Source organism: Lacisediminihabitans sp., from assembly GCF_043726815.1.
Lineage (GTDB): Bacteria > Actinomycetota > Actinomycetes > Actinomycetales > Microbacteriaceae > Lacisediminihabitans.
Genome location: NZ_JAYSJZ010000060.1, coordinates 12,602 through 30,669 on the forward strand (window position 1 = coordinate 12,602; position 18,068 = coordinate 30,669).

17 protein-coding genes are annotated in these 18,068 nt (G+C 70.0%); 8 read left to right on the plus strand and 9 right to left on the minus strand.

Annotated elements, in window-relative coordinates; translation table 11 throughout:
- Positions 1-22 precede the first annotated feature (22 nt).
- A complete protein-coding gene (locus ACHZD8_RS08355) occupies positions 23-712 on the plus strand; it encodes a GAP family protein (protein ID WP_394769770.1) in 690 nt (229 codons plus the stop codon).
- 1 nt (position 713) lies between these two features.
- Here the strand turns inward: ACHZD8_RS08355 and ACHZD8_RS08360 are convergent, their stop codons facing one another.
- The 3 genes from ACHZD8_RS08360 to ACHZD8_RS08370 form a co-directional block, all read right to left on the minus strand.
- On the minus strand, positions 714-1,658 hold the full coding sequence (locus ACHZD8_RS08360; protein WP_394769773.1) for an undecaprenyl-diphosphate phosphatase: 945 nt from the start codon (positions 1,656-1,658) through the stop codon (positions 714-716).
- A gap of 170 nt (positions 1,659-1,828) precedes the next feature.
- A complete protein-coding gene (locus ACHZD8_RS08365; RefSeq protein ID WP_394769775.1) occupies positions 1,829-1,999 on the minus strand; it encodes a hypothetical protein in 171 nt (56 codons plus the stop codon).
- 123 nt (positions 2,000-2,122) lie between these two features.
- The gene (locus ACHZD8_RS08370; protein ID WP_394769776.1) at positions 2,123-4,207 is read right to left on the minus strand and encodes a hypothetical protein; all 2,085 of its coding nucleotides are present in this window, start codon (positions 4,205-4,207) and stop codon (positions 2,123-2,125) included.
- 172 nt (positions 4,208-4,379) lie between these two features.
- On the opposite strand from ACHZD8_RS08370, the gene ACHZD8_RS08375 reads away from it, so the two are divergent.
- The 4 genes from ACHZD8_RS08375 to ACHZD8_RS08390 are packed head-to-tail and all read left to right on the plus strand — an operon-like array spanning position 4,380 to position 8,882.
- Positions 4,380-5,021: a TetR/AcrR family transcriptional regulator gene (locus tag ACHZD8_RS08375; RefSeq protein ID WP_394769777.1), complete on the plus strand. Its 642-nt coding sequence runs from the start codon at positions 4,380-4,382 to the stop codon at positions 5,019-5,021.
- The gene (locus ACHZD8_RS08380; RefSeq protein ID WP_394769779.1) at positions 5,018-6,286 is read left to right on the plus strand and encodes an MFS transporter; all 1,269 of its coding nucleotides are present in this window, start codon (positions 5,018-5,020) and stop codon (positions 6,284-6,286) included. Before ACHZD8_RS08375 ends, ACHZD8_RS08380 begins: the two co-directional genes overlap by 4 nt.
- On the plus strand, positions 6,286-7,548 hold the full coding sequence (locus tag ACHZD8_RS08385) for an amino acid deaminase/aldolase (RefSeq protein WP_394769780.1): 1,263 nt from the start codon (positions 6,286-6,288) through the stop codon (positions 7,546-7,548). Before ACHZD8_RS08380 ends, ACHZD8_RS08385 begins: the two co-directional genes overlap by 1 nt.
- Entirely contained in the window at positions 7,545-8,882 is a 1,338-nt protein-coding gene (locus tag ACHZD8_RS08390; protein ID WP_394769782.1) for a D-arabinono-1,4-lactone oxidase, read from the plus strand. Before ACHZD8_RS08385 ends, ACHZD8_RS08390 begins: the two co-directional genes overlap by 4 nt.
- A 27-nt stretch (positions 8,883-8,909) precedes the next feature.
- Here the strand turns inward: ACHZD8_RS08390 and ACHZD8_RS08395 are convergent, their stop codons facing one another.
- From ACHZD8_RS08395 to ACHZD8_RS08410, 4 genes are all read right to left on the minus strand, one after another.
- Positions 8,910-10,841 (minus strand): amino acid transporter, encoded by a 1,932-nt coding sequence (locus tag ACHZD8_RS08395; RefSeq protein ID WP_394769783.1) that lies wholly within the window; start codon positions 10,839-10,841, stop codon positions 8,910-8,912.
- 43 nt (positions 10,842-10,884) lie between these two features.
- The gene (locus ACHZD8_RS08400; protein WP_394769784.1) at positions 10,885-11,415 is read right to left on the minus strand and encodes an adenine phosphoribosyltransferase; all 531 of its coding nucleotides are present in this window, start codon (positions 11,413-11,415) and stop codon (positions 10,885-10,887) included.
- Positions 11,416-11,486: 71 nt separating this feature from the next.
- Entirely contained in the window at positions 11,487-12,221 is a 735-nt protein-coding gene (locus ACHZD8_RS08405) for an ABC transporter permease (RefSeq protein ID WP_394769785.1), read from the minus strand.
- Complete coding sequence (locus ACHZD8_RS08410) at positions 12,218-12,964, minus strand: ABC transporter ATP-binding protein (RefSeq protein ID WP_394769787.1); 747 nt, start codon at positions 12,962-12,964, stop codon at positions 12,218-12,220. The genes ACHZD8_RS08405 and ACHZD8_RS08410 overlap by 4 nt, the downstream gene beginning before the upstream one ends.
- Before the next feature lie 200 nt (positions 12,965-13,164).
- On the opposite strand from ACHZD8_RS08410, the gene ACHZD8_RS08415 reads away from it, so the two are divergent.
- Together ACHZD8_RS08415 and ACHZD8_RS08420 are read left to right on the plus strand one after the other, a co-directional pair.
- Entirely contained in the window at positions 13,165-13,731 is a 567-nt protein-coding gene (locus tag ACHZD8_RS08415; protein WP_394769789.1) for a LemA family protein, read from the plus strand.
- Between the two features lie 75 nt (positions 13,732-13,806).
- Positions 13,807-14,697, plus strand: a complete 891-nt coding sequence (locus tag ACHZD8_RS08420; protein WP_394769790.1) for a M48 family metallopeptidase — start codon at positions 13,807-13,809, stop codon at positions 14,695-14,697.
- 112 nt (positions 14,698-14,809) lie between these two features.
- Here ACHZD8_RS08420 and ACHZD8_RS08425 read toward each other — a convergent pair whose 3' ends face one another.
- Together ACHZD8_RS08425 and ACHZD8_RS08430 are read right to left on the minus strand one after the other, a co-directional pair.
- Entirely contained in the window at positions 14,810-16,033 is a 1,224-nt protein-coding gene (locus ACHZD8_RS08425; RefSeq protein WP_394769792.1) for a winged helix-turn-helix domain-containing protein, read from the minus strand.
- Positions 16,034-16,070: 37 nt separating this feature from the next.
- A complete protein-coding gene (locus ACHZD8_RS08430) occupies positions 16,071-16,772 on the minus strand; it encodes a phosphonatase-like hydrolase (protein ID WP_394769793.1) in 702 nt (233 codons plus the stop codon).
- A 138-nt stretch (positions 16,773-16,910) separates the two neighbouring features.
- Here ACHZD8_RS08430 and ACHZD8_RS08435 point away from each other — a divergent pair, with 138 nt between their 5' ends.
- Positions 16,911-18,056 (plus strand): TIGR03364 family FAD-dependent oxidoreductase, encoded by a 1,146-nt coding sequence (locus tag ACHZD8_RS08435; RefSeq protein ID WP_394769794.1) that lies wholly within the window; start codon positions 16,911-16,913, stop codon positions 18,054-18,056.
- Positions 18,057-18,068: the final 12 nt, after the last annotated feature.

Here is an 18,068-nt window from a genome sequence, read left to right on the forward strand (position 1 = left end):
GGGGCAATTGAGGTAAGGGCAATTGACCGAAGAAGGGCGGCACGCCGTGCTCGACGCCTTCGGGGCAGTGCTCCCGGTGGCGGTCGCGGTCGCCCTGAGCCCCTTCCCGATCATCGCCGTCGTGCTGGTGCTGCTTTCGCCGCCCGGCGGGTCTGTGGGGCTGGCCTTCCTGGCCGGCCGAGTGGTCGGAGTGGCCGTCGTGGTCGGCGTGTTCGCCGCGGTCTCGGATGTCGTGCAGAAATCCGGCGACGCCTCGCCGTTGGCGTCGGTCGTGCGAATCCTCGTCGGAGTCGCTCTCCTGGTGCTGGCGCTGTGGAAGTGGCGCGGCCGGCCGGACGACGACGAGGCGACGCTCCCCGCGTGGATGGGCTCGATCGAGCGGAGCTCGCCCGGCCGGGCCGCCGTGCTCGCCTTCGTGCTGTCGGTGGCGAACCCCAAGGAGCTGCTCCTGGGCGTGGGGGCGGGAATCACGATCGGCGGCGCCGGCCTTCCCCTCGGCCCCACCCTCGGGGTGGCCGCCGCCTACACGGTGCTCGCCTGCGTGACCGTGGCCGCGCCGGTGATCGCGTTCATCGCGGCGCCCGAGCGCATGCGGTCACGCCTCGAGTCGTTGCGCACAATGCTGGTGAGAAACAGCGCGGCGATCATGAGCGTGCTGCTCCTCGTGATCGGCGCGCTCCTCATCGGCGGAGGACTGTCCGGGCTTCGGTGACTCACCCGTGCAGCAGGAGCCAGCCGAGGGATGCCGCGCCGGCGACGAGCGAGTAGACGGCGAAGGGGACGAGGGTCCTGGTGCGGAAGTAGCGGTCGAGGAAGGCCACCGCGAGGAGCGCCGCGACGAACGCGGTGGCGCTTCCGGCGAGCACCTGGCCGTGGATGGAGGCGCCGAGCGGGCCGAAGAGATCGGGCAGCTTGAGCAGCCCGGCGGCCAGGATCACCGGGGTCGCGAGCAGGAAGGAGAACCGGGCGGCCTCCCGGTGGCTGAGACCCACCGCCATCCCGGCGACCATCGACACTCCGGACCGGCTGATGCCGGGCAGCAGGGCGAGCGTCTGCACGGCGCCGATCGCCACGGCGCGCCAGCGGGGCACTTCGGCCAGGGCGGCGTCGTCGCCCAGCGCATCCGGGTCCTGAGCGGACGGCGCGCGCAGGTCCGCGGCGTCGAGGCCCGGTCCGTTCAGCGCGGCGGATCGGTTGACCGCGGGGTCGCGCCGCCGTCGCAGGAGCTCGCCCCCGCCGAGGATCACCCCGTTCACCATCAGGAAGATCGCGGCGGGCACCGGCTTTCCCAGCACCGTGCGGAAGGTGTGCTCGAGCAGCAGGCCGGTGACCCCCACCGGGATGGTGGCCAGGATGAGCAGCCAGGCGAGACGCTCGGGCGCGGTGCGGATGCGGCGGTACCGCACCGAGGAGAAGAAGCCCCGGATGATCCGCGCCCAGTCGCGACGGAAGAACACGAGAAGCGCGAGGGCGGTCGCCACGTGAAGACCGACGATGAAGGCGAGGTAGGGCGACTCGGGGGCGGAGACCGACAGGTCCCGACTCCATTGGCCGCCGAGCAGGGCGGGGATGAGCACCGCGTGCCCCAGGCTGGACACGGGGAACAGCTCCGTGATGCCCTGGATCGCCCCCATCACAATGGCTTCGAGGTAGTTCATGGGGTCGGGTCCTCCGGGGGCGCTGGGCATCGGATGTCAAGGGAGCGAGGTCAGTCCAGCCAAACAACGAGACCCTAAGATTTCGTAGAGATTCCGCAGGACGCACTGCCGGGCCGTTCCACCCCTCAGCTCGCTCCGTAGCTCTCGGCTACCGACCGGCGAACGCGCGTCTAGCGGCCGGGGAAGATGCGCGAGAAGAGACTCTGTGTGGCCGGCGCCGCTGCCTGGTGGCCTGGGCACTGCTCGGCGACGGGAACGTCGCGCATCACCTCGTCGACGTGCTGGCCGCACCCCGCCCAGGTGACCTTGCCGCACACACCGCAGGTAACCGCCTGGCACATGACTTGCTCCCTCTGCTGGTTCTTTCGAACTGGTTCTCCCGGATCTCCGGTGAGGGAAAATATACCCCTAGGGGTATAACGTTTGCTGAGTGCGGCCGGGCGCGCGCGGCGACGTTTCCCTGCTCAGGCACTGGGCTGACGCAACGCCACCGGCTCGACGAAACGAAGCCACCCCCACACCGCGAGGCTCAGGGCGGCGAAGGCCACGGCCACGACGATCGATCCGAGCACCGGGAATTCTGCGGTCCGGCCGCCCAGGAACACTGCGGCGGCGACGGTGGTGACCACGGCGACGCTCGCCAGCCAGACCGGCGGCGACCACTCGAGGATCACGCGACCGGGCAGCGTCGCGACCGGGAGCACCAGGGTCATCGCCGATCCGAGCCCGGCGAGCGCGATCGTCGCGAGGGTCTCGTGCAGGAGCGACGGCCAGAAGCCCTGAACCGCACCGAGGGCGCCGTTCGCCAGCCACGCCGCGATCGCGAGCACGGTCACCCCGCCCACCTCCACGAGGTTGACGATGGCTCGGGGTCGCGCGGGCAGTCCCCGTGCGAATCCGATGCCGATCACCACCCCGGTGACGACCGCCGGCTCGATGCCCGTGGCCCTCGAGAGCACGGCGGCCAGCGCGGCGACCAGAACGAGCATCGGCCGGGTGCGCAACCGTCCCGCGACACCCTGCCAGCGGCTCGCGAGCCGGGTCGTGACGGCCACCCCGATCACATTGAGCAGGCCGAGCCCCAGGCACACCGCCACGGTGAGCCGGAGGTAGCGCACCTCGTCGTTGACCCCGCCGGAGAAGACGACGAAGGCCGCCGCCACCGCGAGGGGGATCACGCCGACGAGAATCGGGTTCAGCGGTGGGGTGTCGTCGCGATCGACGAGTCCGGGACGGTTGCGCCCGGTGAGGCGGATGCTCGGTCGTCTGATCCGTCCGCGGAGGGCCGTCGCGAGCATCCGGAGCGGCAGGGCGACGAGCAGGATGAAGGCGAGAGCGAGAAGCGGAGCGAGGAGCCAGTTGCCGCGACCGATGGTCTCGGCGAGAGTCGGCAGCGCGGAGCCGAACGACGTGGGGGTGCCCCAGTTGCTCGACCCGCTCGCCGTCGGCGTCGGCGGCTGGCTGGGTTCCGGCGCTGGCACGGTTGGCGCGGCAGACGGAGGCGGAGTCCCGGCCGGCGGGTCGGTGGTGGCGGGCGGGGCGACCGGCGGCGCGACCGGCGGCACCACCGCGTCCGGCTTCGGGCCGAAGAAGACGAAGACCGGCGCGGAGGGGGCGCTGAAGTTGCCGGCCTGATCCCGCTGGATCGCGACGACGGGGTGTTCGCCCGGCGGGGCGGCCGCGGTGCAGGCCCAGGCCGTGCCGCTCACGCGGGCGCTGCAGACCGGCACGTTGTGTACGTACACATCGACGGCGCCGGCCTCCTCGCCGGTGCCTCGGAAGGTGACGGTGCTGTCGGGCGCCCGGCTTCCCGCACGGGGCGAGGTGATGATCGGGCTCGCCGGGGCATCACGGTCCACGGTCACGGTGAGGGAACCCGACGGGGAGGAGGACGCGCCTCCACCGAGACCGGCCTGTGACTGGCGGGCGACGACGACCCAGGATCCGGAGCCCACGGTGAGCGCGCACGACCAGTAGCCGGTGGTGCTGGCGACCGCGCTGCACCCGCCGACCGGTGCTCCCGTGACGCCCGCCACCACGGTGGCGCCGGCGTAGCCGACTCCGGACACGAGGCCGCTGGTGACGTAGCCCGGCGCACCGTCGATGCTGGGCGCTCCGAGCACATCGAGGGTCTCGGTGTCCTCGCCGGTGATCGCGCCGCTCGTGCGCTGCTGGGCGGTGAGGGAGAGGGCCTTGCCGTTCGGCAGGGCGATGGTGCAGCCCCAGGTGGTCTTCGCGTCCTCGGGGATGGTGCACACCGGCTGGTCGCCCGGCGTGAGGGGGAGCACGCTCACCCCGGAGTTCGCGTCCTTCGTCCCCGTCAGCGCGACGGCGTTGGTGGGGGAGAAGTTCGGGGCCGTCAGGGAGAAGTTCGGCCTCTGGCCGACGCCGTTGCTGGGCGTGGGGGTGGGCGTGGGGGAGGCCGCGGTGAGGATCCCGGCGACACCGGCAAAGGCGAGAATCGCGGCCAGCCGCAGGAATCGCCGGTTGGCGCTCGCTCCGCGTTTGCGAAACGAACGTCGGGGGACGTTCGTGGGGGAGGGCTGCACCGTACCTCCATTTAGCTAGGCATTCGCTGCCCTGTCAAACCGCGAACCGAGTGTTACGCCCCGTTTGGGTGATTGACGGCGCCGCGATTCGCCGCCATGATTCTTAGTCAGGTGACTGGGACAATCGACCCAGTTGGGCCGATCGCAGACGGACCCGATGGAGGGCACAGGCATGACCCGCGTCCCCTCCGATGAACGACGAGCCGCGCTGATCCAGGCCGCCCTCGCGGTGATCGACCGGGACGGGGTGTCCGCGGCCACCACCCGCGCGATCGTGGCCGAGGCGGGCATGTCGCTCGCCAGTTTCCACTACGCCTTCCGCTCCCGCGACGAGATGATGCGGGAGCTCATCGCCTTCCTCGTGGCGAACGAGAAGCGGGTGACGCTCGCGGCCGTCGCCCCCGGCACGGACATCCGCAGCGCTGTGAGAGCGGGCCTGCAGGCCTACTTCGACCTTCTCGTGGAGAATCCGCAGCGGGAGCAGGCCCTCTTCGAACTCATGAACTACTCCCTGCGCACCCCGGAGCTCGACGCGGTGCCCGCCGCCCAGTACGCCAGCTACTTCGCCGCGGCGGGCGAACTTCTCGAGTACGGCGCGGAGGCCACCGGAGTCGCCTGGTCGCTTCCGGTGCCCGAGGTGGCCCGCATCCTCATCGCCATCAACGACGGCTACACCCTCGCCTGGCTCGCCGACCGGGATGCCGTCGCCGCCGGGCGCCTCATGGACTTCGCCGCAGACACGATCGCCGCGCTCGCGCGGCCCGGCCGCCCCACCTCAGCCAGCCCAGCCACCCCGCAGGAGCCCCAGCAATGACGACACCCGAGACCGCCCACGCGCCGGCCCCGTTCGCCGAACCACGCATCCGGGTGGGTGGCAAATGGATCGCCCTGTTCGCGACGGCCTGGCTCGGGGTGTGGATGGCGCAGCTCACCCCCATCCAGCTGCTGCTTCCCCTGCAGATCGAGGAGCGCGTGCGCTCGGCGGACTGGGTGGACAGCGTGGTGGCGTTCGGCGTCGTGTCCGGCATCGCCGGCGTCTTCGCCCTCGTCGCCTTCCCCCTCACCGGGGCGCTGTCCGACCGCACGACCTCGCGCTTCGGCCGACGCCGACCCTGGATTCTCGGCGGCGCTCTCGTCTTCGCTGCCGGCCTGGTCGCCCTCGGCGCGCAGACCACCATCCCAGGGATCGGCGTGTTCTGGTCGGTAGCCCTGGTCGGCTTCTGCGTGCTCTCCGCCGCCCTCACGGCGATGATCTCCGACCAGGTGCCGGTGAACCAGCGCGGCTACGTCTCCGGCTGGATCTCGGCGCCACAGGCGATCGGCACCATCCTCGGCCTGCTCCTCGTCGTGATCCTCGGGCTCGGCATCTTCGCGGGCTATTCGCTCGTCGCCGCGCTGGTCGTTTTGCTGGTGCTCCCGTTCGTGCTGGGGGTTCCGGATGCCGTGCTCTCGCCCGCGGACCGCCCGCGCCTCACCGGGCGTGGTCTGATCGCCGGCTTCTGGATCAGCCCGCGCGAGCATCCGGACTTCGGCTGGACCCTGCTCAGCCGCATCCTGGTCAACTTCGGCAACGCCTTCGGCACCGCGCTGCTGCTGCAGTTTCTGCAGTACGGGCTGCACCGCCCACACGCGAGCGACGACCTGCTCATGCTGGTCGCCGTCTACCTCGTCTTCGTCGTGATCGCCTCCCTCGTCTCCGGACGGCTCTCGGACCGGCTCGGCCGACGCAAGGTCTTCGTCTTCGCCGCCGCCGCGCTGCAGGGCGTCGCGGCCCTCCTGCTCGCCTTCGTGCCGGAGTTCGCGGTCGCTATCGTCGCCGCCGGCATCCTCGGTCTCGGCTACGGCTGCTTCCTCTCCGTCGACCAGGCGCTCGCCACCCAGGTGCTGCCCGACGCGCACACTCGGGGCAAGGACCTCGGCATCATGAACATCGCGACCGCCGTTCCGCAGGCGATCGCGCCGCTGATCGGGGCGTTCGTCGTGGCCGCCTTCGCCGGCTTCCAGAGCCTCTTCGTGCTGTCCGCTCTCGCGGCCCTGCTCGGGGCCGCGGCAGTGCTGCCGATCAGGTCGGTGCGCTGATGACGATCTCACTCAGGCACCCGTCGACGACGCCGTGGACCACGCCGGCACACTACTGGCCGGAGCTCGACGCCGCCACGGCGCAACTCGATCCGCCGTTCGGGGTGATCTCGCTGCCCGCGCTCGCCCACAACGCCTTCGAGATGCTGCGGCGTGCGAACGGCACTCCGATCAGGGTCGCCAGCAAGTCGGTGCGCGTGCGCTCCGTGATCGACGCGGTGCTCGCGCTTCCCGGGTTCGCCGGGGTGCTCGCCTACACCCTGCCGGAGGCGCTCTGGCTCGCGGCGGGGGATGACGACAACGACGGGATCGCGGATGTCGTGGTCGGCTACCCCACGGCCGACCGGGCCGCGATCCGCCGGCTCGCCACCGACGAGCTGCTCGCCTCGCGGGTCACCCTCATGGTGGACTCGGTCGCCCAGCTCGACCTGATCGACGCGGTGCTTCCCCCCGATCGTCGCGGCATGATCCGGGTCTGCCTCGAACTGGATGCGTCGTGGAACTCGAAGATGCTCGGCCACCTCGGCACCTGGCGATCGCCGGTCTTCACCGTCGAGTCGGCCCGCGAGCTCGCTGGCGAGATCGTTCGCCGCCGCGGGTTCTCCCTCGTCGGGCTCATGGCCTATGAGGGACAGATCGCCGGGCTGGTCGACGAGCCGGCCGGCAACCCCGCGCGGGGCGCCGTCGTGCGCTGGGTTCAGCGCCAGTCGGTGGCCGAACTCGCCGAGCGGCGGGCCGAGGTCGTTGCCGCCGTGCGCGTGCTCGCGGACCTCGAGTTCGTGAACGGAGGCGGCACCGGTTCGCTCGAGACCACGAGCGCCGAGCCAGCGGTGACCGAGATCGCGGCGGGCAGCGGCCTCTTCGGGCCCCACCTCTTCGACCACTACCGTCGCTTCAGCCCGGCACCCGCCGCGGCCTTCGCCCTCTCGGTGGTGCGCAAACCGACGCCGCAGATGGCGACCCTGCTCGGCGGCGGCTGGATCGCCTCCGGGCCGCCCGGGCCGGACCGGCTGCCCCTCGTCGCCTGGCCGGAGGGCACGAGAATGGTCGCGCGGGAGGCGGCCGGCGAGGTGCAGACGCCGCTCACGGGAGAGGCGGCCGCCCGGTTGCGGGTCGGCGACAGGGTCTGGCTTCGGCACACGAAGGCCGGCGAGCTGAGCGAGCACCTCGACTCCTTTGCGCTCCTGGACGGCGATCAGTCCGGGTTCACGGTGGTCGGCACTGTGCCGACCTATCGGGGAGAGGGCAAGGCGTTCCTGTGAGCATCGACAGTGCGACGGCGCGGATCCGGCCGGGCGAGACCTGGCGCAACTGGGGGCGCACCGAGGCGGTACTGCCCCTGTTCGCCGCGCGCGCGTCGACGATCGACGAGGTCGTGGGGGTTGTGCGTTTCGCCCGGCAGCACGGCCTCACGGTGAAGACCGTCGGCGCCGGGCACAGCTTCTCGGGCATCGCGGTCGCCCCCGGCGTGCAGCTCGACATCTCCGGACTCGACGGGCTGCTCGACGTCGACCTGCCGAACGCGCGGGTCACCATCGGGGCGGGCACTCACCTGCACCAGCTGCCCGCCCTTCTCGAGCCCCTCGGCCTCGGGCTGCAGAACATGGGCGACATCGATCGCCAGACCATCGCGGGGGCGACGTCCACGGGGACTCACGGCACCGGGGCGCGGTTCGGGGGACTCGCCACCCAGGTGGTCGCGCTGACCCTCGTCACGGCCGAGGGGTCGATCATGCGAATCAGCGACACGAGCAACGCGGAGCTGCTGCTGGCGGCCCGGCTCGGTCTCGGCGCCCTCGGCGTGATCGTGGAGGTCACCCTGCAGTGCGTTCCGGCCTTCCTGCTGCGCGCGGTGGAACGTCCGGCGGGGTTCGACGAGGTGCTCGACGACTTCGAGGCGCGTTCCACGGCCGCCGACCACTTCGAGTTCTACTGGTGGCCGCACACCGACGGCGTGATGACCAAGACTAACACGCGTCTGCCCGGCGACGCCCCCCGGGAGCCGCTCGGCGCCGTCTCCGAGTGGCTGGAGGATCGGGTGCTCAGCAATGGCGTGCTCGCCCTCATCTGCACTCTCGGGCGGTTGGCCCCCGCGCTCACCCCGCCGATCAATCGGCTGGCGACGAGGGTGTACGGAAACCGCACGTTCACCGACCGCTCCCACGACGTCTTCGTGAGCCCGCGCACGACCCGGTTCGCCGAGATGGAGTACGCGATCCCGCTCGACGCGGTCCCCTCCGCCTTGCGCGAGATCCGACGGCTCATCGACGATCGCGGCTGGCGCATCTCCTTCCCCGTGGAGGTGCGGGTCGCCGCCGCCGACGACATCTGGCTCTCGACCGCACACGGGAGGCCGACGGGCTACATCGCCGTGCACCGCCACATGCGCGACGACCACGTCGACTACTTCACCGCCGTCGAGCGGATCATGCGCGGCTACCAGGGCCGCCCGCACTGGGGCAAGATTCACTACCTCGACGCCGAGGCGCTCGCCGCGGTGTATCCGCGGCACGCCGACTTCGTGGCGGTGCGGCACCGGCTCGACCCCGATCGCGTCTTCACCAACCCCTACCTCGACAGGGTCCTCGGCCCCTGATCGCTCGCCGGTCGACGGTCGCGCGGTCTAGCTGACGTGCACCGACGGTCGGCGCTTGGCATCCTTCTCGCACTCGCGCAGAACCTCGCGGGTGACCGGGGCGACCTCGCCCGTGCCGGTCACCAGGAACTTGAACATGTTCGAGATCGGGTTGCCCTCCGTCCACTCGAAGTAGATGTCCGGAACGACGCCGGTGACGTTGCGGATCTCGAGCAGCACGGCGGCGAGGGTGTTCGGCACGTTGCCGCTCTCCACCTTGAGCACCCGGTAGCCGTGCATCTCCACCCCGCGCACCACGAGGTCCTCCTCGAAGTCGGAGGAGTCAGACGGGTGCACCTCGAGGAAGATGGTGCGGGCACGCTGCGGGATGTGGCTGAACCGGCGCTCGTCCGTGTTCTTCTCACGGTATTCCCTGGCCGTGCCGTCGTCAGGCTCGTTGGCGATGATGCGGATCTTGTCGTGCTCGGCGTCGGCCATCACGAAGGAGAGGGCCGTCTCGTCGAGCTCGACCGAGGTGGCTCTCAACTGCAGGGACCGCTGCACGCGGGACACGATCGAGATCACGAGGATGCCGATGATGAACAGCGTCGCGATGCGCAGGCCGTCCGGCCGCTCGATGACGTTGGCGACCGTCGTGTAGAGGAAGACGACGGAGACGACCGCGAATCCCACGGTGCGCTTGCGCTGCTTCTTGTGGAGCGCCGAGAGCGTGACCGCCACGGACGCCGAGGTGATGAGCACGAGCACGCCGGTGGCGTACGCGCCACCCTGGGCATCCACGTTCGCCCGGAACACGATGGTGATGAGGAAGGCGATGGCGGTGAAGACGAGCACGAGCGGGCGCACCGCGCGCGCCCAGTTGGGCGCCATCCCGTAGCGGGGAAGGTAGCGCGGCACGAGGTTGAGCAGGCCGGCCATCGCCGAGGCCCCCGCGAACCAGAGGATGCAGATGGTGCTGATGTCGTAGACCGTGCCGAACGCCGGGCCGAGGTACTCGTGCGCGAGGTAGGCGAGGGCGCGGCCGTTGGCGGATCCGCCCGGCTGGAACTGCTTCTGCGGGATGAGGAAGGTCGTCACGAGGCTCGAGGTGATGAGGAAGGCGCTCATGATGAGGGCGGCCGTGGTGAGCAGCCGATGCGCCCCGCGGATGCGCCCGGTCGGCTTCTGCGGAGTGTCCGTGGCGTCGCCGCTGATCTGCGGCATGACTGCGACGCCGGTCTCGAATCCGGAGAGGCCGAGGGCGAGCTTCGGAAAGACGATGAGGGCGATGCCCACCACGATGAGCGGGTTGCCGTGCTGCGTGTTGAGCGCCGACCACCAGTCGGAGACGACCACGGGGTGAGTGAACACCTGGCCGATCGAGACGAGGATCACCACGACGTTGAGGGCGAGGTACACGGCAACGAGCACCACCGCGATGCCGATCGCCTCGCGGAATCCGCGCAGGAAGACCGCCCCGAGCAGGGCCACCAGCACGAGGGTGAGGCCGACCTCGTTGCCGTGGAACCAGGCCGGGGCGAACGGGTTCTCGATCGCGTGGGCGGAGGCGTCGGCGGCGGAGAGGGTGATGGTGATCATGAAGTCGGTGGCCGCGAAGCCGAGCAGCACCAGCACGAAGAGCTTGCCGGCCCACCAGGGGAGCAGCCTTTCGAGCATCTGGATGGAACCGGAGCCCTTGAAGCTCTCGCGGGCGACCCGGCGGTACACCGGCAGGGCGCCGAGCAGGGTGAGTGCCACCAGCACGATCGTCGCGAAGGGGGAGACGAGCCCGGCGGCGAGGGCGGCGATGGCCGGCTGGTAGCCGAGGGTGGAGAAGTAGTCGACGCCGGTGAGGCACATGACACGCCACCACGAGTGGGTCTTCTCCGGCGTCTCGGCGTGCGGCCCCTGGTGCGTGCCGCGGGGATCGACGAGACCCTTGAGCATCCAGGTGCGAAAACCGGCGGTGGTGACGGCCATCAGGACTCTCCTCCAGCAACAGGGTAGCTCGGCTGCGCGGCGTTCACAGCGTCACCAGCGAGTGCACGGTGCGACCCGGGAGTCTCGTCGAACCCGCGAGATCGGAGAGCTCGAGCACGACGCTGATTCCGGCCACGACCCAGCCGGATCTCTCGATCAGGGAGCAGCTCGCGGCGAGGGTGCCGCCGGTCGCGAGCACATCATCGATGAGCAGCACCCTGGCGCCGCGGGCGAGTTCGTCGGGGTGCACCTCGAGGGTGGTGCTGCCGTACTCGAGGTCGTAGTCCTCGGTGAGCACCGCGCGAGGGAGCTTGCCCGGTTTGCGGATCATGACCACCCCGTGCCCGGTCGCGTACGCGGCGCTCGCCGCGAGCACGAAACCCCGTGCCTCGACTCCGGCGATCACATCGAATCGGCCGGCGAACTGCGCCACGAGGGCATCGGTCACGGCCTGCAGGGCCGGGCCGTCCGCGAAGACCGGGGTGAGATCCCGGAAGGTGATCCCGGGAGTCGGGAAGTCGGGCACCACCCGGCTGAGACGCTGGATCGCCTCCTGTGCTGTTGCCGAGGGCATCCGATGTCCTTCCCACGCACCGCATGATGCGGCGCGACGATAATTGTCGCACTGTCGGCGTGTGCAAACCGTTAGGGAGTCCGGCGGCGAAGGGTGATCGAGCCGAGCACGATGGCCCCGACCGCGAAGGCGCCGATGATGAGCAGCCTGCCGCCGACCCACGCCGCCGACTCGGAATCGGCGGCCACGGCGTTGAGGGCGTCGATGGCGTGCGAGAGGGGCAGCCAGTCCGAGATCGCGTGCAGGGCGTCGGGGAGCTGGTCGCGGGGGATGAAGATTCCGCCGAGCAGGATCTGCGGGAACACGAGGGCGGGCATGAACTGCACGACCTGGAACTCGGTGCGGGCGAAGGCGCTCGCGAGCAGGCCGAGCGTCGTGCCGAGGATGGCGTCGGCGAGGGCCACGGCCAGCAACAGCCAGATCGAGCCATTGATCGTGAGCCCGCACACCCACACGGCGAAGCCCACCGCCACGAGGGCCTGAAGGATGGCGAGGAGACCGAACGCGAGCGTGTAGCCGAGAATGAACTCCAGCTTGCCGAGCGGCATGGTGAGCAGTCGCTCGAGAGTGCCGGTTCGGCGCTCGCGGAGCGTGGTGATGCTCGTCACGAGGAACATGACGATGAAGGGGAACAGCGCGATCATCGCCGGGCCGACCCGCTCGAACACCTTCGTGTCCGAGAACAGCCAGGAGACGAGGCCGATCAGGAGGCTCGGCACCAGCAGGAGCAGCGCGATGGTTCGAGGATCGTGCCGGATCTGCTGGAGCACGCGCCGGGCGGTCGCGAGGGTGCGGGACACGTTCACGAGTCGTCCTCCGCCCGTTTGCGCGGTGTTCGGGCGATGAGGGTGAGGAAGGCGTCCTCGGTGTCCGCGGCCCCGGTCGACTCGAGGAGCCCGTGCGGGGTCTCGTCGGCGAGCAGCACCCCGCCGCGCATCAGCAGCAGGCGGTCGCACCTCGTCGCCTCGTCCATCACGTGGCTGGAGACGAGAAGGCTGGTTCCCTCGTCCGCCAGCGCGTGGAAGAGTCGCCAGAGCTCCACCCGCAGAACGGGGTCCAGGCCGACGGTCGGCTCGTCGAGAACGAGGAGCTCCGGCGATCCGATGAGGGCCGCGGCGAGGGAGACCCGCGCACGCTGGCCGCCGGACAGGGAGTCGACGAGCTGGGACGCGTGGGCACCGAGATCCGTCGCCTCGATCACCCGGTCGACCTCGCCGCGCTCCGCACCGAGAACCCGCCGAAAGTAGGAGAGGTTCTGGGTAACCGTGAGGTCGTCGTAGACGCTCGCGGACTGCGTGACGTAACCCACCCGCCTGCGCAGGTTCGCCGTGCCCGCGGGGGCGCCGAGCACGGTGACCGTACCGGAGTCGATCCTCTGCACCCCCACGATCGATCGCATGAGGGTGGTCTTGCCGCATCCGCTCGGACCCAGGAGACCCACCACCTGGCCGGGCTCCACGGAGACCGTGACCCCGTGCAGCACCTTCCGCCGTCCGCGCGAGACGTGCAGCCTGTCGACGATGATGGCCGGTCCATGGAAGTTGGTCACAGCTCGAACTCTCCGCGTGCGGGGGAGTCGCTGTCAAGGGTCGTGCGGCCCGGGCGAACGGCAGGCTACGAGTTGTCTCGGAGCTTGCCGCGAACGAGGTGAGAGCGCAGATGACCTTAGCTATAGTTATCTCGAATGTGCGCCGCCCGTCCTGCCATTCCTGTCCGGGGCGAGAATCGCACTTCCTCGAGGGAGTAGCAATGGAAACTCTGATCGTCGTAGGCATCATCGTCCTGCTGGTCGTCATCATCGGCATCTACCTGTGGTCGACCTACAACGGACTCGTGCGCCTCAACGTGCGCGTCGACGAGGCGTGGAGCGACATCACGGTGCAGCTCAAGCGTCGTGCCGACCTCATCCCGAACCTCATCGAGACGGTCAAGGGCTACGCGGCCCACGAGAAGGGCGTCTTCGAGGCCGTGGCGCAGGCCAGGGCCGAGTCGATCAGCGCAAGCACCCCCGCCGACGCGGCCGTCGCCGAGAACCACATGCAGGCGGCGCTGAAGAGCATCTTCGCGGTCGCCGAGGCCTACCCGCAGCTGCAGGCCAGCCAGAACTTCCTGCAGCTTCAGGGCGAACTCGTCGACACCGAGGACAAGATCCAGGCCTCGCGTCGCTTCTATAACGGCGGCGTGCGCGAACTGAACACCAAGATCAAGACCTTCCCGAACACGCTGTACGTGCGCAGCCTCGGCTTCCACGAGCGCGAATTCTTCGAGGTGGCGGATGCGGCGGCCATCGCCGAACCGCCCCGCGTTCAGTTCTAGGCACGGTCGGTGGAAAACCCTCGAGCGCACTCGCGCCTCGATTCGTTGTGCTGATCACCCCAGGCTGAGAACCCCATGTATCGCGCCATAGCGTCAAACAAACGCAACACCGTCTTCATCATCCTGCTGTTCATCGCGATCATCGGCGGGCTCGGCTGGTTGGCCGGCGCCATCTACGGAAACAACTGGTCGATCACGATCTGGACTCTGGTGATCGCCACGGTGTACGCGGTGATCCAGTACTTCGCCGCGTCCCGGCTCGCGATCTCGATCTCGGGCGGCCAGGAGATCCAGAAGGCCGACAACCCCCGGCTGTACCGCATCGTGGAGAACATCGCCATCACGAACGGCCTGCCGATGCCCAAGGTCTACATCGTCAACGACCCGGCCCCGAACGCCTTCGCGACCGGCCGGGACCCGGCGCACGCGTACGTCGCGGCGACCACCGGGCTGCTCGACATCATGGACGATTCCGAGCTCGAGGGCGTGATGGCCCACGAGATGGGCCACGTGCAGAACTACGACATCCGGGTCTCGATGATCGTCTTCGGTCTCGTCGTGGCGATCGGTTTCATCGCCGACATCTTCCTGCGCCTCTCGTTCTTCGGCGGCCGCGGCAACGACCGCAACAACGGCGGCGGCAACCCGGTCGTACTCATCTTCGGCATCGCGGCGATGATCGTCGCTCCGCTCGTCGCCGCCGGCGTGCAGGCCGCGATCTCCCGCCAGCGGGAGTACCTCGCCGACGCGACGAGCGCCATGACGACGAGGAACCCGGATGCGCTCGCCAGCGCGCTGCAAAAGCTCGGCGAGTTCGGTCGACCCATGCGCAGGCAGAACTCGAGCACCTCGCACCTGTGGATCTCCGACCCGTCGAGGCCCGGGTTCATGAGCCGCCTCTTCAGCACCCACCCGCCGCTCCCGGACCGCATCGCGCGGCTGCACAAGATCGGCGGGGAGTTCTAGGCTCTCTCGCTCCCTCCCGCGAATGTTCCCGTTCGACAGGAATGTGCCCGCTCGACCGCGACCAAAACCGACAAACGGGAACAGCCGTCGGTCGCGGCGCGCAGCGCCGGCGCTACCCGCGCGGCGCGCTGTCCGGCTCGACCACGGGCACGCCCAGCTCGGCGGCGACCGCGGCCGCCAGGTCGCCCCGGCCCATCACCTCGATGCCGTCGAGTCCCTGCCAGGCGGCCGTCTCGCGCAGCACCGGGGCCAGGCGCGCGGCGGTCTCCGGCGGGGCTCCCGCCTCGGTCCACGCGGCCTGCACGCGCAGCACCCGGTTCTGGCGGTCGCTCTTGAGGTCCACCCGTCCGACCAGCCGGTCGTCGACGAGCAGCGGCAGCGTGTAATAGCCGAAGACGCGCTTGGCCGGTGGGGTGTAGATCTCGATGCGGTAGTGGAAGCCGAACATGCGCTCGGCCCTGCCCCGCTGCCAGACGACCGGGTCGAACGGTGAGAGCAGCGCCGTCGCCTCGATTCGGCGGCGAATGCGCGCGTCCCGGTGCAGCCAGGCCGGCCGGTTCCAGCCGGCGACGGTCACCGGGATGAGCTCTCCGGCGTCGACGAGGTCGTGCACGGCCGCCTTCGCCGGTTCCTGCTTCAGCCGAAAGTAGTCGGCAAGGTCGCTCAGGGTCCCGATGCCGTGGGCCGCCGCGGAGACGCTCATCAGCCGCCGGATCGCCTCGTCCTTCGGCACCTCGGCGTCGAGGATGTGGCCGGGCAGCACCGCGTCGGCGAGGGCATAGGTGCGCTCGAATCGGGTGCGCCCGGCCGTCACGACCTCACCGAACATGAACAGGTACTCGAGTCCGGTCTTCACCTCCGACCAGCCCCACCACGGCCCCTTGCGCGCCCCGGCGTCGTGCTCGATCTGGCTCGCGGCGAGGGGCCCCTTCTCGGCGAGTTCCGCGCGCAGCCAGTCGAGCATCGCCGGGTTGGAGTGCACCCAGCCACCGGCCGACGAATAGCGCGCCCGCAGGGCGGCCATCTTCCAGCGGAACAGGGGCCAGCTCTCCACCGGGATGATCGCCGCCTCGTGGGCCCAGTACTCGATGTACCGTCCCTTGCGCGCGAAGGTGAGGGCGTCGAGTTGCGCCTTGTCGTAGGCCCCGAGGCGGGCGAAGAGGGGCAGGTAGTGGCTGCGTTCGAAGACGTTCACCGAGTCGAGCTGCAGGAGTGCGAGCCGGTCGATTGTCGAATTCAGCTGTCGGGTGCCCACTCTCGCCGGGCGGGGGCGTCCGATGCCCTGGGCGGCGAGGGCGATGCGCCGTGCCTGCGCCGCGGAGAGTGTCGTGACCATCGCCTCGACCCTAGCGCGGGCCGCCGACGTTGGCGGCTCAGGCCCTTGCCTCCGCGAGGCCGGGCACCTCGGCCACGGAGGCGAGGATGTAGTCGTGCGGCTGCGCTTCGAGCTCGGCCCTGCCGAGACTGCCGGTGAGGACACCGACGCCGATCACCCCCGCGTTGCGGGCCGCGAGAAGGTCGACGATGGTGTCGCCGGCCGCCAGCACCCTGCGCACATCGACGATTCCGGTGCGCTCCATCGCCCGGTGGATCAGGTAGGGCGCCGGGCGCCCGGATGGCACGTCCGACGTCGTCACGACGGCATCGAGCACATCGGTCGGCGCTGCGCCGTCGACGGCCGGCCCGATGGTCCAGCCGATGGAGTGCAGGATGGCCTCAGCGACCTCGCTCGTGAAACCGGTGGTCAGTGCCACGCGGATGCCGCGTGACCGCAGCTCGCGCAAGGCCGCTTCGACACCGGGAAGGGCGACGGGCGGCACATCCCGGTAGCTCTCGGCGAGGATCCGGCGGAATCCGTCGAATGCCGAGGCGACAGTCGACTCGGTCGGTTCCACCCCGCCAAGACGCAGCAGGGCGCCGATCGCGGTGACCTTGTCGGTGCCCATCCAGAGCTGCAGGTCTCGTGGGCGGACGGTGGCGCCGGCATCGGTGACGCAGCGCTCGAGCGCCACGTAGACGAGGCCGTGGTCGTCGACCGTGGTGCCGGCCATGTCGAAGGCGACGAGTTCGATCATCCGGGGCTCCCCAGGTTCGCGGTCGAGCGACCGATACCGACCAACCAACCAGTGCCAGGTGAACGGTGGGAAAACTCGGCCGGAACTCCGCTCGGCGTCCCTTGACTCGGAACGCGACGTCGCGCACAGTCGACAACCATGACCACCACCCCCATTGCCGCGTGCGACGTTCTGGTGGTCGGTGCGGGAATCGTCGGTCTCGCGCACGCGGTGGACGCCGTGTCCCGCGGGCTCTCGGTGGTCGTGATCGACAGGGACGCCTGGGCAGTCGGCGCCTCGGTGCGAAACTTCGGCCACTGCTGCGTCACCGCGCAGTCGGGGGAGCTACTCGAGCTCGCTCAGGTCTCCCGCGAACGCTGGCTCCACTACAGCGGCCTTGCCGGGTTCTTCTCGATCGAGTCAGGGGCCATCGCCGTGGCGGTCAACGATCGTGAGCTCGATGTGCTCATCGAGCTGGCGGAGTCCCGTGAACCGGGCCAGGTGCGCCTGCTCGACGCGCAGGGCACGCGCGACAGGCTCTCCGTCGCCGCCGCGACCTCGGGCAACGGGTCGGCCATCGTGGGCGGTGCGGTCTTGCGAGACGATCTGCGCGTGGATCCGCGCGAGGCCGTGTCGAGCCTGGCCGCCTGGCTGGCCGACCAGCCCGGAGTCACCTTTCTCTGGCAGACCTCGTTCTTCGGCGCGACGGATGGCGTGGCCGACACGTCCCGCGGCACGATCCGGGCGGAACAGACGATCGTCTGCGTCGGCCACGACCTCGACTACCTCTACCCGGGCCTGGCGCTGCGGCACGAGATCCGGCGCTGCGGGCTGCAGATGGCGCGGGTCGAGGCACCGCCCGGCCTCCGCATCGGCGAGGCCGTGTTGACCGGCACCTCGATGCTGCGCTACCCGGCGTTCACCGAGACCGCCGCCGCCGGCGCCCTTCGCACCCACCTCGGCTCGGCGGAACCTGCCCTGCTCGAGATCGACGCGAACCTCATGTTCACCCAGCGACCGGATGGCACTCTCATCGTCGGGGACAGCCACCGCTACGACGTTTCGATGCCGCCGTTCCTCGCCGAACAGACCAGCGGCCTCCTCCTCGATCGGGCCGCGGCAGTGCTCGGTGTCGAGTCCCTCAGGGTGCTGGAGAGGTGGCAGGGGGTCTACGCCTCGAGCCCGCAGCATCCCTACCTCGTGCACGAGCTCCGACCCGGCGTCACGGTGGTGACGGTCACCTCGGGCGTCGGAATGACGATTTCGCTCGGGCTCGCGCGCAAGGTCATGGGCGCTCTGTACTGATTGTCACTGATC